Source organism: Halorubrum sp. FL23 (assembly GCF_052439115.2).
GTDB classification, from domain to species: domain Archaea; phylum Halobacteriota; class Halobacteria; order Halobacteriales; family Haloferacaceae; genus Halorubrum; species Halorubrum persicum.
Window position 1 is genome coordinate 1 of record NZ_JBQVRO020000030.1, and the last position, 14,494, is coordinate 14,494.

The window sequence follows — 14,494 nt, forward strand, 5'->3', positions numbered from 1 at the left end:
CAAAACAAGATACATTAGTGATCCTATGAGTGAGCTCCCCTCGAATCTTAAGCGGCAGAAGCGTGTTGGATACGGATGAGCCTGTCATAGAATCCATCTCATAGCTTGAGCTTCTCGCGGCCAGGGTTATCGCCCCGCTCAAAGCTGGTGATTGCAACGACGAGCCGGAGACACAGCGCAACGAATACTTCTGTTCGTGCGTGGACGCGGCCTCGGGCGCGGACGTGCCCGAGGCCGCAATCCTTGACTGCGTCGTTAGTTCGTTCGACTCCTGTCCGGCTGTTATACGTCTCGTCCAAGATAGATTGTTTCAGCTGAACGTCCTCGCTGTGTTCCTCGATTCGGTCTTCGACCCTGTACTCGATGTCCTTCGGGTCGTCAGTGTTTCGCGGATTGTATGGAGCGATTGGCACGACCCCTGCGGCCAGCAGGTGGTCGTGCCAATCGAGGATGTCGTAGGCGCTGTCTCCGAGCATCCAGACCGGTGTATCGACGGCGAGCGCGTCACGCGTGACGCGCATCGCCGTCTCTTGATCTGCTTGTTTAGCCTGTGTGAATTCCGCCGCAATTGGGATCTTCGCGCCGGTTGAGGCGATTGTACAGCCGAAGCCGTAGTAGTACTCTTCGGCTGTTGGATCGTAGTTCCACGATGCGGCGTCGTTGTGTTGGATCGCTTCGACGTGAGTCGAATCGATGGAGTACGTGGAGTCGAGCAGGCCGCGGGCGGCGGCCTGCTCGACGAGTCTGTTGAAGACATCGTCAACGACGTGTTCGAGATCAGTGAGAAACCGGTCAATGGTGTCTCTGGATGGCGGTTTGTCGAGACCGCAGTAGTACCAGACAAGGCTGTGTTGGAGTTCTCGTGTGACTGGACGAGTGCCGTAGACATCCTCGTAGTAGCAGTGTAGAAAGCCGCGAAAGAGGTCTGGTGGTTTGTGAACTCGTGTTCGCCCCCGCTTCGAGGGGGCGAACACGTCGTAATCCAGCAGAAACTCGAACTCAAGATGCTCGAACAGCGGTACCGTCTCGGTAGCCGCTGCATTCAAGAACTCGTTGACCGAAGCTACGTTTTGCAGGGCTTTGGAGCTGGTGGACACAGTTTCCAAACCCTGCTGCTTCGCACGTGACGCTTTCTATGACAGGCTCTACGGATTGCTAGCAGGCGCAGTTGCGATTCTAATTGGTAGTATCGCAGTATTCTGCTCTGTTGAATCCGATGACGGCGTGGGGATCACTGTTTGAGAGCCTGTTCGAGGTTGTAGACTGCGGCGGTCAACACGAGTTCGCGGAACTCGCGGTACCAAGCGCGAGGATGGACAGCGGGGCCGAACCGACGCTTGATGGCCGAAAAGGCGGTCTCGGCCATCCAGCGCTGGCCGTATAATTCGCTGTCCAACCGAGCGTTGTGCGCGTGATCGTACGCAGCGAACAGCCGGTGACGCAGCAACGGCCGGACGCCCTCTGAACGGAGGGCGTCCCGGAGAGATTGGTCGTCATAGCCTTTGTCGCCGGCGAGACTCTCGATTTTCTCGGTGTTGCGAAGGGCGACTCGACGGCCAGTTTGCGTGTCGTGGGGCCAGTGTGCCGAGCAGTGAATATCGAGGACGGCACACGAGTCTGTATCGACGAGCGCCGTCGTTTTCAGCGTGCGTATGTGGCGATCCGAGCGGTGTTGGTAGTGTCTCGATGCCGTTTCCCGGTCGAAGAAGGTGGCATCGATGGCACCGTGCGAGCCCGGATCGCAGATGGTCGCGGACTCCCGGAGGAAGCCGCGCCACACCGACATGGGCACCCTCTCAAACGACCGGTACAGCGTTGAGGGTGCGGGAAATGCCGTCCGAGCGAGCTGTAACAGACCACGAACGCGATCCATTTCACTCGCCCAATCGACAATCTCACGGTACGTCGCATCCATGTGAACCCGCAAAAAGTGAAGCGTGACATGCTTCCATCCGGGAAATCCGTGGCCAGTCGGATCACTCACCGCCGTTGGACTGGCGGCACAGCGCTTTTGAGCCAGCGACGCGGCTTGCTTAACGAAGCGGAAGAGTAGGTTGGTCACATTCGACTCTTCCGCTTCGCTTCCACCTTCAGAGCGACGCTATCCCGCCGCCTTCTGCGGGTTCAACAGAGCACAGTATTCCAATATTATGACTTCCCGCCAATAAGTTATATCGGGCCTCTAGTACCATTTGTTATCGTTGTGTTCTTCGGTTATAGGGCTGTCTCTGCCAGTTATAACCGGAAAGCGTTAGGTGATGAGCGGACAGCTGAACTACTCACAAAAGCCGGCACTAATGCTTTCTGGTGGTTAATCGGTATCCTGCTATTTGACAGCACATTCACCATCTTCCCAGACGAAGCTAACAACTTATATATATTTGTTGGATTGGCAGTATACGCCTTGTACTACGTATATTACAGATACATCGAATAGTATGAAGAACGAATTGAAAGTCTATCGGGCGAAGCACGACCTAACCCAAGAGGAACTTGCGAAAGAGATCGGGGTTACTCGACAGACCATTAACGCACTTGAAGCAGAAAGATATGATCCATCTCTTGAACTCGCATTCCAACTCGCACTATATTTTGACTGTTCGATAGAAGACATTTTTTCCTACGATGGTGCTTAAACTGTTCATTACGCAATCTTCAGTGAACAGCTGTTCCGTGCGAAAATCTGTCTGAAAAATAGAATATCAACAGAGTCAGCGGGCTTATTCACCAGTGAGCAGGAGTACGCAAGAGCACTCTGTTTGGTGAGTGGTCGGCGTCGAACCTGTGCATTATTCCCTATCTTCGCAACACGTCCACAGAGGATGAAGAGATTGATCCGGCCACACTCTACGATCAGTACACCGATCGGGTCGACGATGCGAAGTCAAAGCGCATGGTTCGGAATTATCTCGCCAAGCTTGAACACTACAATCTGATCGTCTCTGAAGGCCAGACGAAAGGACGAATCTATCGACTCAAGCGGGTTTGTTGAAATCCTCAGAGAGCTACACTCATGCCGATCTTATTTGACACTAAAATCGTCTGTCTGAGGGTCTAAACTCCCCATCCACGCCCTAATCGCCCCCATCGGAACTAAATAGAGCAACCACACGGCCCGTGAATCCAGATCGGTACCCGTCCCGATAATCACAAAGCTGACGGGAGTAACCACAAAGACCAACATCAGAAACAACTCAAAGACGGGTCTGAGCGCGAAAGCCAACGCGTCTGCCGGTGATTTGTCTTGATATGACCGGTTGACGATGAAATAGCGCCAGACGCGCGATAGCTGAAAGAAAACAATGCCAGTAATTGTGAGCCCGACTGAGAGGGGAAGTCCTAAATCCGAAAGGGGAAGTCCTGAATCCAAATCATAACCGGAAAGGAAAGGAGTCATGACTACTGTAAGAATGAAAGCTGGGATAACCGCCTTTCGTAAAGCGTAGTTGATATTCCGCGGGTATACCGGCGGTATTAGACCAATCGGCTGAATTGAAGTGGGCTCTTCATCCCAAGAATCCCCATCGAGATCATCCACGGACTGTGGCGTGAACAACGCGACAGAAAAGAACAGGAGGTTGATGATCGCTATCTCGATGAGATAGATGACAGCGATTTCAAGAAGACTCCACTCAAATACGACCACTCCAAGAATGAGTGCAGAGTTCAAAATACACGCAAAAACGAAATCGCGGGACTCTCTGAGCATTCCGGGTATTGTTTTGCTACCCCCCGTCTGACTACTCGTTCCCATCTATCTACACATTCCTTCGGTGGCTAGTTATTTGTTCTGTTGACTCGATGGAACTACTGCTCCTCCATGAGAGCGTGAAACAAGATATGGGCGCAAGAGACCGAGAGGATTTCTGTGCCACAGAGCAAGTTTTGTTGACTGGTCCGTATGCGAAAGAAGTCGAGACATGGGCGTGACAACCCGGATAGGTGAATCTCTGCAAACTGCTACGACTCGGTTTGATTACTGTTGCTTGACGACGACTGTATCTGCGACGAGGTCACCGACCCGTTGGTTATCATCCGTAAGCAGTATCAACACCATTGCGACGAGGTTCAACGTCGGGAGTGCGTCAACGATCCACAACAGGTTCCGCAGGACTGACGCCCCAATCGTACAGTTTGATCCGTCGGACTTGATAACGACGAGTCCAAGCAGATATTTCCCCGGCGTATAGCCGTACAGTCCCTCAAGGAGAAACCCATAAACCAATGTTGCGACGAGCCCCGCGAACGCCAGTACGAGGAACCCGATGTCACCGAGGGACGTCCCGGCGAGTATAACGGCAACCCAGATTAGCGCCATGAGTATTGAGTCGATTAAGTATGCCCCCACTCGGTGCCAGATCACATCCCCGCCCGTCCCTCGTTGTGGTTTCGGATGCTTTTGCATAACTCATATCTGTTATTCAAGAGTTATTAATCTTTGATTAGCCCAAAGTGGAGTTGTCGAACAGTTCGCACTCTTCAGTGAGCGGGTATTTCGCCCGGATTATTTCTAGAAAATAGAGTCTCAACAGAGCTGGATCAAGTGGAGTTCACTCTTCGAAATTCTCTCCATCGAACGCATAAGTGCCATATTCCGGTCTTCCGAATCCCGGTGCCTCCTTGTAAAATCGCTCTATAGTAGAGGACCATAGAGTACCAGCAGAGCTGTAGGTATCCGGGTACTGTTCGTACAGTCGTTCCCTGAGCTCGCTGGCACTGAGTCGACCTTCTTCCTCAAGAATCCGGGCAGCCTCAAGTATAATGGAGCGCGCATCCTCACTCTGCGGGCCTTGATCCTCAAGCCATTGCTCAAGTGAGGGAGAAACCGCCTCTGTCGGACTTCCCCCACTATCCTGTGGTTCGGAAGGAGCGGATGATCCGCTCGATGAACGACCCTCAGCTGGCGCTGAACGGATCTCATCAACGTCTCCCTCGAGAGAAGCGAGCCGCTCTTCCAAGTCCGAGACCTGCCGTGAAAGTTCTCCGAGTTGTTCTAAGTCTTCGATACCGGATGTAGTCTGATCGGTTTCGATCAGGGTGGCGGATACGATCTTATCCCTATTCTGGAGCAAGTGTCGGATGTATTCTGACCGGCTACTAAAGCCGACATCTTCCGCTTCTGTATCCAGTGTTTCAAGCAGATCTGAAGGAAGTCGTAGTGTGATTGGTTCCATACCGGATCGACTACTCTACGATGATCCGCCCTTCGTGATAGTAGTGTGTAATGGGATCAGTACCGGATCGAATACATAGATGGCTTTTGATATTTTCGCCCAGATAGGGAAAGTCCCTGTCACGGAACGGGAGGAACCTACCACGGTCGTTACCGAATATTACGACCTGTACTCCTAACTCTCGCCAGAGAAGAGATCGTGACGGGTGTGTCACTTGTGTATTCGGCCAGCCCGATTAGTTTGAGACCTTATCAGGCGGTGAAGGGATACTATACCGGCTCTGTTGAAATCCTCAGCGAGTGATATATTTTGACCCAGTCGCGGTCAGTACAGGGAGCCTATCTAGTAATTCGTCGGACTACAGTTCCGATGCCAAAGCCGAGCGTCCCTATGATCGCCGCAACAACTGCGCTTCCGACAAATGCGTATCCGATGAGCAGCAATAGTCCCGGCTTGGCCCCAGTTAATGCGATACCACCGAAGTTCAGGATAACTCCAGCAACCGCAGCGAACACGAGCAACCAACTCACTCCGATCCCACCGTTGGAGTACGCTTGGACCGCAACGAAACCCGTGAGTAGAACAGCGTACCCCTGCCACCACAGCACCGTATCAAGCAGGCGAAAGTCCGCTATTCTTACCACCGCGAAGTAGAGGAGCGACGCAACGAAGAGTATTCCAGCACCGATACTCCACTGTCTCGCTCGTTTTCGATCCTCACCCAGTAGGAGGGTTCGAGTGTCAACGGGAACCATACACAATCCGCCTTTCTAGGCCTAGAAATTAAGAAATTACGACGTGACCGATTCGCACCCTTCATCGACCGGCTGTTTCAGTCGATGATGTGTCTAAAGAATAGGATTTCAACAGAGCCACTATACCCTATTTCGCGGAGATGTTTTCAGTAATTGAACCGGTATCGGGTCAACTACAATGAAGAGACGATCCGAACTGACATGATAGGTATAGTATCATATTTTTGTTAGTCGGTTGTGATCTAGTGAAAACAAGTCATGAACATTCTGTGTCGTTCGCAACCTAACCAGGCCGTGGAGTTGCGAATGCCGGTCAAAACGTTCACGGGATCGACTCTATTCGGACCAATACCCGATAGAAATGACTGGGATTACGTTCTAATTGCTATCATAGAGCTAGAATTATTATACTAAACAAACTTGTCGGTCGAAATATACCTCAGCAAAGAGTGATGCCTCTCGCGAAGGGCTAGCCCAGTCCGAGCTCTAAATGAGTGTGATCAGCTCCTTGTCCAGCCAATCAAGGAACCGACTGAGTGTGATTCTGGGCTTCTTCCGGGTTTCAATGACCCCAATGCGCTCTTGTGTGAGGAAATCGACTAACAGCCACATATTATAGACCACACACCCGAAGGCGAAATGGAACCACCGTACTCCGAACTCCTTCGAGGTAGTCCACGCTGCTGCGTTCTTGATCGACGAGTACGAGTTCTCGATCGCTCCGCGGTCACTGTACTGTTCAATCTGCTTTTTCGCCCAGCGCCGATCTAAGGCGACCTCGTCACTCACATCGAGACTGGTGATAAACGGCTGTGGCGATCCCTCTTCATGGACATCATCATCTTCCGCTGGGGGTAACACGGCAACGGTCGTATGTACCGTGTGGTTTGAGACGCCACCCTTCACTGCACCGTGCATGACGAAATCGTCCTCGACATACAGCGGGGTGTCGTTCGGTTCGTGATACCCCTGCTTCACTTGGTCAAACCGGTCACACATCGGTCCAATCCGATGCTGATCTTTCTGAGCGGGGATCACGTAGTCCAACCCCCTGTCAGTAAGCGTCTGAATGACATCCACAGCGTGGAATTCACGATCAGCATACACCATCCTGATGTCGACGTAGTCTTCGGCGATCGAAAGGAGTCGCCGTGCAACATCCCCAATATAGTAGGAATTACCCTTGCCGGGATAGGCGTCTGTCGCGGCGTAGTCCGTACTCCCAAGCGGACACACCCCGACGACGTAATGAGTGTTCTCGCCGACGATCACGACCGTCGCAAACTTGTGACACCAGGTGTATCCCTTCCCCTCTGGTGCGCCCTGTACCCATTTCATCTCGTCGCGATCGCCATAGTAGGCAACATACGTAATATCCAGCGCGACTTTCGCCCGAGTGCCAAACCGTGAGCCGTTATCGTGTTCGAGCTCCCTGATTCGGGGCTTCGCGCGTGTGTATGTCTTTCGGAGAGCGAAATTCAGCACGGTCGCAATATCATCGACGGACATCTGCTTGAGGGCTTCCAACAGCGTTTCACCGGATGGACCGTCCTCGTAGAACGGGTCATCAAGATCGGGATTTGGGTTTTTCATGTCACCCAGCTTCTGCCCTGAACCGTGCGCCGCCTGCTGCTTGATTGATGCGATTGCTTCTAAGACGAGTAGCTCATCGTCGTCGTAGATCGCGTCATCTGATCGGGAGAGTGAGATTGAGGGGATGGCTACTGATTTCAGCTCATTGAGCACCTCTTGTCCCTTCTTTCGCAGCAAGCGTTGGACGGTTCGATTTGACAGCGACTCTTTGTCTTCGTCATCCGCTGTTTTGAGAAGAGCATTCCCGATTGGTGCGCCTCGTTCAGCCGCGAGCAGGCGGATCTCTTTCACTCCTTGTTCAACGGGTGACTGAAGTTCTTCGAATCGTCCCTGGCTGTGTTGAATCGCCATACTGCGGTAGGGTAGGTCGCTAAATCAAAGGCGTTGAAGCGGGAGACTTCAGTTGTTCATGACCCAAATCTCCCGCTTCATTGGGGAAGTTGTGCCGGTTGCTCAAAGAGTTACTGGCGATGGAGGCGAATCCGCCGCCCCGGAAGGCGGCGGCGGATTCGCCGACTACGCACTCGTTTCCCTCCACTGTCTGCGAATTTACCTCGATACATCCTATCGGATGACGATCGACCTACTCACAGAGATGCCACAAATAATCGGGGAGATCGGCCTTGACGCGGCCAATCTCCCCGCGCCGTCCACGTTGTGTAAGGCGTTCGACCGGATCAGTATGAGCGTCTGTCGAGTGCTGCTGCGCCAGTCGGCGCAGCTGCACGATCTCTCCGAACACGCCGCGATCGACGCCACATTCTACGAACGCTCAGCAGCGAGCCGCCACTACTGTCAGCGAATCAGCTACCGCGTTCAGAAGCTCAAAGTCACGAAACTCGTCGATACAGCGTCTCAAGCTGTTCTTGACGTTCACTGTTCAACCAACCGGAAAGGAAGTGACGCTGACCTCGCTGAGCAGATCGCCCGCCGGAACGCGGGCGATCTGCGGTCTCTCGCCGCCGATAAGGGCTATGACAAGCAATCACTTCGTGAAGGATTACGCGATCTCGGGATCAGACCGCTGATCAAACACCGCATCTTCGCACCGTACGACCACGCACACAACGCCAGAATCGACGATAACTGCTACAACCAGCGCTCTATGACCGAAACCGTGAACTCGGCTGTCAAGCGCTCGCTCGGCTTCGCCGTGCGAGCGCGGTCGTGGTTCCGCGAGTTCCGTGAGATCGCTCTGATGTGTATGGTCTACAACATCAAGCGCTTCGTCAAACAGTGAATCTCTACGCCTTACAGCGATTCAACACAGCCCTTCGAATCGTCCCTCGTCTAGTCGCGTTGGCTTGAATGTGCTCTCTGAGGGAAGATCATCGAGATCAAAACCCATAGCAGTGGCCAACTCTGGATTTGCTTCAAGTTGGTCCGGGATCGTAGTCAAGGAGATGCCTTCGGCTTTCGCCCACACGTACGCGAGAAACACGCGGCGGAATGGTGTCGAATCGTGCCAATCCGGGTAGCCATCCCGTCGTTCAAACTGATGGGCGTCAAGCTTCCCAACCAGATCAACCCATTCCGTGTTTTCGTCAATAACCTCGTCTGCTTGGGTTCCAAGACTCGTTATCGGACCAAAATCAGGGTCGGTTCCCTCCGTCATTGGCTCCACCCCCACAGCAGGCTGTCCGGGGTCCACCACGCAACGCCAGGTGTGATGGCGGTGTTGGCAAGCGCCGTAGATGTAGGATGGACACAAAGCATGTGTTGTCAGGATTATTAGTTGGATTTCAACTCAACTTCGTAGGGGAGGTTTCTGATATCCGATTATCTCTTGTCTCGTGAAGATAATTAACCTGATATTTCAGTTGGGTTTCAGAATAGACTCAAACTCTATTTAAATGGAGTTTGCACTGATTTCAGCGAGGGTGGCTCGGCAAGGCCTCTATTTTGGTGGAATTTGCACCTAAACGGATTCTATACTAACATTGCTGGGACACCACTACGTAATGGATGATTTGGTCGAAGCTGTCTGTGAGTTTCTACGCCGGGAAGGTGGAGCCGGAGTATTGGTCAAGATCGACGACGAGCGCGGGAATACGTTTTCTGAGTTAGCTGATCAAGTCCACGTCACTCGGAATACACTCTCAAATCGACTTGAGGAAGCGACAGGCTTGGACGTGTTGAGAGAAACAACGCATCCGTCTGACCACGGGAATGCAGTTCGATATGCATTGACAACACGAGGTGAGCGAGTACGGTTCCTACTGGATGAGTTCAAGATGGGTCAGTTGTATGCTGACTTTCTACGAGCTCGCCGAATGATGGAAGATGGTATTGAATTCGTTGAGGCAGTCTATGATCCTGAACCCTACAACCCCGGATTTGAGGAATATCTGCGGAAGAAAAAAGATGAGGAACCGAAGTAGTTTCATATGGCTCTGTTGGAGTACTCAATAGCTGATATATTCTGGCCCAGTTGCGGTCAATGTAGGGTAGTAGTCTATCGGCGCTTTAGTAGCACAGAAATGAGCATAAGCGCCGCAAAGACGACTGCGAAGCCCATTACTCCGACTCCGAAAACGTAGTACGGGTTCGTAAAATCAGGACTGTTGAGGAACAGAAAGAGGCAAAAACACGAACCCATCAAGACAATCACCGCAGACTGAATGCTCGGATTATACCAGTCTTCAAGCGATTCCCGAACAGCCCCATACATATCAGAACAATAACTTCAATACAGTATAGCGTTTGCGGTCGGTGAAAATCCGATAAGTTCTCAAGCTCAACAAAGCCTTTATTACACACTCTGTGAAGATTTGTTCAGACCTGAATACTACTGAACTGCCTCGGGGTTAAACCCCGAGGTACTCGGCCTTAGTCCCAATACCGAGGAAGACAACTATCCGGAGATATACCAATGAAAGAAATACTTTTGTACTGTCTTTCTATTTGTTTATCCATGCGGTGGTCCCCGCTTGTACGCAGCGAATATCGGACAGTGCTCACCTCCAAGGGTGCGTGGATACTCGCTCTTCTCACCATCCTTTGGGGATTCCGACCGACCTATGCCGGGTGGGACGCAGTCGGACGAAATATCACCATTGGATACATTCAGATCGGCGTCGATCTGTTGCTCCCGATCGGTGCTCTCCTTCTATCGTATCAGTCACTCCTCGGTGAGCGAACTACGGGTAGTATCAAGTTCCTCCTTGGACTGCCACTAACACGGACGCAGATTCTTTTTGGGAAGATAGCTGGACGGTTCGTAGGTGTCGGGACCGCGGTCGTCGCGGCAGCCCTCGTTCTCGCTGGCATCGGCTTGTTCGAACACGGCACGTTCGGTTTGCTTCCCTTCCTCGGGACACTCGTTGCGACGCTGCTACTCGCCAGCGCGATGGTCGTCCTCGGCGTGTTCGTCTCGACGGTCACGCGGCGAACCGTGACTGCCGCCACAGGAGTATTCGCGTACATATTGGTGACGCTGTTTTGGAGTCAGATCGTCACGTCGCTCTATACTGCCGTCACCGGCATTCCGGTCGATCCATACGACGCGCCGGCGAGTGGGCCGCTCTTTCTCGCACTCCGATTGACTCCTGATGGCGCGTACAACGTCCTAACGAACTGGTTTCTCGATGTCGGGAACTCAACCGAGCTGTTTCACATTGTCTATACCAAACTCGCTCCAGGTATCTCTGTGAACGCCTTTGTTGTCGAGGCAGCATTCGACGGCGGCGGTCCATGGTATCTTCATCCCGGATTAAGTCTGGTTGTCCTCCTTCTCTGGGTGGTAGTGCCAGTAGCTCTCGCTCGGCGGGCCTTCACCAGAGGTGACGCGCTATGAACACGTCAGAGCTCGCGATCGAAGCCAACGCGGTGACCAAGGAGTACGGCGACGTTCGTGCCGTCGACAGCCTCGACCTAACGGTCAAGCGCGGCGAAACATACGGATTTCTCGGCCCGAACGGTGCCGGCAAATCGACAACGATCGGGCTGTTGCTCGATTATCTGCGACCGACGTCGGGGACAGTCCGCGTCCTCGGGCACGATCCACGACGTGACATCGTCAAGGTTCACGGCCGAGTCGGGGTACTCCCAGATCGATTTAGCCTCTACGAGGATCGATCCGCACGTCAGCACGTCGCGTTCGTCGCGGAGACGAAAAGCGTCGACGATGATCCAGCAGTGCTTCTCGAACGGGTCGGTCTTGGAGATGCCGTCGATGACGATGCGGGTGACTTCTCCAGTGGAATGGAACAACGGTTGGCGCTCGCGATGGCGCTCGTTGGCGACCCTGAACTGCTCATCTTGGACGAACCGTTCGGCGGACTCGATCCACGCGGTGTCCAGCGGGTGAGAGAAATCGTACACGAGGAGACTCAGCGTGACGCAACCGTGTTTTTCTCCAGTCACGTTCTTGGGCAGGTCGAACTGGTCTGTGACCGGGTCGGCGTCCTTCATGAGGGACAGTTAGTTGCCGAGGGCACCCTCGATGAACTCCGGAATCAGACTACAGCACCTGACGATGCGACGATGGAAGACATCTTCATGGAGCTCACTGATGCCCGCGTCAACCACGGGGGTGAGACGCGATGAAGCGCCGAACGTTCATAACGGCGAGTGTCTTGCCCATCGCTGGTCTCTCTGGATGTCTCGGTGATACTGAATACCAAATCACTAACACCGCTATCGAGACGTCTCTGGACCCGCTCTCACTATCCGTACGCCTCGCGGTTGCTGATGCCACGATCGAACGCCCAGCCGCACTCAGGCTCACGCTGGAGAACACGGCTGACGAGCCGATTCGAATCCGTAGCTACGGCAGTTGGCCCTTCGGTGTCCTCGCACTTGCTCCGTCTCCGACACCCGGTGAAGACACGAGGAGGACGACCCTGTTTTCACCATCATACGAGACAACCGACCGCGTAGAAGTCAACCGTGGCGGGTCGTCATTGTCGGTAGATGGGACACCAATAACCCGGTCACTCGATGCCGATGAGAGTGTCACTAGACGATACGAACTCCGTGGCGACGACCTCCCAAACGGGGGAATGTACTACATCGTGGAGAAGTTTGATGGACGGGCCTCACGGTACTCAAGGGGCGACGACTGGAGAACGCTTGAGTACCAGCTCCGTCTTAGTATCGACGAAAAAGGACAATTTCCAATATGAACTTCACTTGCCCTGTGTGCCTAGAAGATGTCGAGGCCGAACAGGAACCGATCGACGACCCGCAGTTCAACTTCTTGGTCAGCTGCCCCACTCCCGGTTGCGAGTACGAGACGAAAGCAAACACTGTTCCGAGCGTCGAAGAGTTCGTTCGCGCGAAGCAATACGCAGCCTTGGAAACGGGTTCAGGCGAGGACTTCGCTCGTTCCACCACGCCGACCGATTCGGAATCCCCGGTGGGACCGTCGACATCTTCTTGGGCATGACCGCTGCCGGCGACATCGCGTGGACTATCTAGTCGTTGGGATCAACTGGTGTGTACCGCCCTGGCGACTACGAGAAGTTTGTCACCCATTCCGTTTTGTTAGTAGAGATCCACTTACTTGTATTTTCCAGTATAAATTGGATATATATTCGGAATATTGAGGGAATACTCAATTTCTGAAAACACACGCACCTGCTGAGTAACAAATCAATCATTGAACCAGATATGACACACTTCCTGTTAACTGCTCAGGTATTCGGTCGATGTCCTGACTGAGACAATAGCTGAAAGTCTTCAGCTACTCCCCACACTTTGATTCAATTTCTTACCTGTAACAGCCACAGCAACAGCTGCCAACACAATCCAACCAATGGTTAATACACCAACAGCAAATAGGATGTTGAAGCCCACAAGGGGAACAAGAAGATATCGGTAAAACACTGTATAATGAACTGCCAAGAGAAAAAGAAGTGCGGCGATAATATACAGGCCTGTCCCGATAGCTTTTCTCGCAAAGTCTTTCCGCACTAAAACTGCGAACGTGAGAAGGGCAACAATCGGGAATGGGAGTATTGACTCCCACTGTACGTCTACCACGCCGTAGCCGATATATCCAGCAATTAGCGCCATCCCGACCGCTGCGATATTCGTTTTATCCATTGCTCGGCAAATATCCGTTTTCACTATATCGGCTCTGTTGAAATCCTCAGAGAGTTACATGTTCGTCGTATAATTCGACGAGATGAAGGCCCTCCCGAAGTCGCAGCTTCTCCGGTTTACTGAGAAGGCGATCCATCTGGCCCGCCGAGCAGTGTCTCGATACTCCTCGAAGTTCTCCAAACACCGCTATACACTCCCGCAGCACGTTGTTCTGCTCTGTCTCAAAGTGCGGAAGAACACGACCTATCGTGGCCTACTTGACGAACTGATCGAGATGCCACGCATCCGTCGTGTTCTCGGGCTAACCGAACTTCCTACTGCTTCAACGCTCTGTAAGGCGTTCAACCGGCTTGATATGGCTGTGTGGCGTATCATTTTGACTCTCTCAGTGACGTTACTTCCGACGAGCGGAGTTGTTGGTGTTGATACGTCGGGGTTCGACCGTAGTCACGCTTCGAAACACTACACGAAACGAGCTGAACTCACGATTCAGCAGCTCAAGGTGACGTTGCTGGTCGATGCGAAGGTGAACGCAATTCTCGACCTACACGTGACGACGACTCGAAAACACGATAGCCAGATCGCTCCGTCGTTGATCAAGCGCAACCCCGAGTGTATCGATATTCTCCTCGGAGACAAAGGCTACGACGATCAGAAAATCAGGCGGCTCGCCCGGCAACACGAGGTTCGGCCACTGATTAAGCATCGTGAGTTCACATCACTCCACAAGGCATGGAACGCACGCTTAGACGCTGATCTCTACGGACAACGAAGTCAATCCGAGACTGTGAACTCAACACTCAAGCGAAAGTATGGTGCGTTTGTCCGGTCACGGCGCTGGTGGAAGCAGTTCCGTGAACTCGCTCTTAGGTGTCTTGTCCACAATATCAATCGATCACTTTGAGGACGTAACAGAAATATCTC

Annotated in this window: 16 protein-coding genes; 7 read left to right on the forward strand and 9 right to left on the reverse strand. The window is 52.8% G+C overall.

Features of this window, described 5'->3' with window-relative positions; all coding sequences use genetic code 11:
• Positions 1-98: 98 nt before the first annotated feature.
• Together ACT4MF_RS18060 and ACT4MF_RS18065 are read right to left on the reverse strand one after the other, a co-directional pair.
• On the reverse strand, positions 99-1,097 hold the full coding sequence (locus ACT4MF_RS18060; protein WP_434530815.1) for a transposase: 999 nt from the start codon (positions 1,095-1,097) through the stop codon (positions 99-101).
• Positions 1,098-1,231: 134 nt separating this feature from the next.
• Complete coding sequence (locus ACT4MF_RS18065) at positions 1,232-2,062, reverse strand: IS5 family transposase (protein WP_444683683.1); 831 nt, start codon at positions 2,060-2,062, stop codon at positions 1,232-1,234.
• A gap of 376 nt (positions 2,063-2,438) precedes the next feature.
• Between ACT4MF_RS18065 and ACT4MF_RS18070 the strand changes: the two genes are divergently transcribed.
• Positions 2,439-2,636 carry a helix-turn-helix transcriptional regulator gene (locus tag ACT4MF_RS18070; protein WP_444683684.1) on the forward strand — a complete coding sequence of 66 codons (198 nt, stop codon included), beginning with the start codon at positions 2,439-2,441 and terminating at the stop codon, positions 2,634-2,636.
• Between the two features lie 386 nt (positions 2,637-3,022).
• Here ACT4MF_RS18070 and ACT4MF_RS18075 read toward each other — a convergent pair whose 3' ends face one another.
• The 5 genes from ACT4MF_RS18075 to ACT4MF_RS18095 form a co-directional block, all read right to left on the reverse strand.
• Positions 3,023-3,754 carry a hypothetical protein gene (locus ACT4MF_RS18075; RefSeq protein ID WP_444683685.1) on the reverse strand — a complete coding sequence of 244 codons (732 nt, stop codon included), beginning with the start codon at positions 3,752-3,754 and terminating at the stop codon, positions 3,023-3,025.
• A 222-nt stretch (positions 3,755-3,976) separates the two neighbouring features.
• Positions 3,977-4,405: an RDD family protein gene (locus tag ACT4MF_RS18080; protein ID WP_444683686.1), complete on the reverse strand. Its 429-nt coding sequence runs from the start codon at positions 4,403-4,405 to the stop codon at positions 3,977-3,979.
• Positions 4,406-4,550: 145 nt separating this feature from the next.
• Positions 4,551-5,174 (reverse strand): ribbon-helix-helix protein, CopG family, encoded by a 624-nt coding sequence (locus ACT4MF_RS18085; RefSeq protein ID WP_444683687.1) that lies wholly within the window; start codon positions 5,172-5,174, stop codon positions 4,551-4,553.
• 338 nt (positions 5,175-5,512) lie between these two features.
• Complete coding sequence (locus ACT4MF_RS18090; RefSeq protein WP_444683688.1) at positions 5,513-5,929, reverse strand: hypothetical protein; 417 nt, start codon at positions 5,927-5,929, stop codon at positions 5,513-5,515.
• Between the two features lie 486 nt (positions 5,930-6,415).
• Positions 6,416-7,873 (reverse strand): transposase, encoded by a 1,458-nt coding sequence (locus tag ACT4MF_RS18095; RefSeq protein ID WP_444683689.1) that lies wholly within the window; start codon positions 7,871-7,873, stop codon positions 6,416-6,418.
• Between the two features lie 58 nt (positions 7,874-7,931).
• On the opposite strand from ACT4MF_RS18095, the gene ACT4MF_RS18100 reads away from it, so the two are divergent.
• On the forward strand, positions 7,932-8,762 hold the full coding sequence (locus ACT4MF_RS18100) for an IS5 family transposase (RefSeq protein ID WP_444683690.1): 831 nt from the start codon (positions 7,932-7,934) through the stop codon (positions 8,760-8,762).
• A gap of 21 nt (positions 8,763-8,783) precedes the next feature.
• On the opposite strand, the gene ACT4MF_RS18105 is transcribed toward ACT4MF_RS18100, so the two are convergent.
• Positions 8,784-9,137 carry a hypothetical protein gene (locus ACT4MF_RS18105; protein ID WP_444683691.1) on the reverse strand — a complete coding sequence of 118 codons (354 nt, stop codon included), beginning with the start codon at positions 9,135-9,137 and terminating at the stop codon, positions 8,784-8,786.
• A gap of 346 nt (positions 9,138-9,483) precedes the next feature.
• Between ACT4MF_RS18105 and ACT4MF_RS18110 the strand changes: the two genes are divergently transcribed.
• The 4 genes from ACT4MF_RS18110 to ACT4MF_RS18125 all read left to right on the forward strand — a co-directional run bounded on the left by ACT4MF_RS18110 (position 9,484) and on the right by ACT4MF_RS18125 (position 12,648).
• Complete coding sequence (locus tag ACT4MF_RS18110) at positions 9,484-9,903, forward strand: winged helix DNA-binding protein (protein WP_444683692.1); 420 nt, start codon at positions 9,484-9,486, stop codon at positions 9,901-9,903.
• A 533-nt stretch (positions 9,904-10,436) separates the two neighbouring features.
• A complete protein-coding gene (locus tag ACT4MF_RS18115; RefSeq protein WP_444683693.1) occupies positions 10,437-11,318 on the forward strand; it encodes an ABC transporter permease in 882 nt (293 codons plus the stop codon).
• On the forward strand, positions 11,315-12,070 hold the full coding sequence (locus tag ACT4MF_RS18120) for an ABC transporter ATP-binding protein (protein ID WP_444683694.1): 756 nt from the start codon (positions 11,315-11,317) through the stop codon (positions 12,068-12,070). The genes ACT4MF_RS18115 and ACT4MF_RS18120 overlap by 4 nt, the downstream gene beginning before the upstream one ends.
• The gene (locus ACT4MF_RS18125; RefSeq protein ID WP_444683695.1) at positions 12,067-12,648 is read left to right on the forward strand and encodes a DUF8130 domain-containing protein; all 582 of its coding nucleotides are present in this window, start codon (positions 12,067-12,069) and stop codon (positions 12,646-12,648) included. The genes ACT4MF_RS18120 and ACT4MF_RS18125 overlap by 4 nt, the downstream gene beginning before the upstream one ends.
• Before the next feature lie 556 nt (positions 12,649-13,204).
• On the opposite strand, the gene ACT4MF_RS18130 is transcribed toward ACT4MF_RS18125, so the two are convergent.
• Positions 13,205-13,570, reverse strand: coding sequence for a hypothetical protein (locus tag ACT4MF_RS18130; protein ID WP_444683696.1), 366 nt, complete (start codon positions 13,568-13,570; stop codon positions 13,205-13,207).
• Positions 13,571-13,652: 82 nt separating this feature from the next.
• On the opposite strand from ACT4MF_RS18130, the gene ACT4MF_RS18135 reads away from it, so the two are divergent.
• Positions 13,653-14,474: an IS5 family transposase gene (locus ACT4MF_RS18135; protein ID WP_444683697.1), complete on the forward strand. Its 822-nt coding sequence runs from the start codon at positions 13,653-13,655 to the stop codon at positions 14,472-14,474.
• The last annotated feature ends 20 nt before the right edge of the window (positions 14,475-14,494 follow it).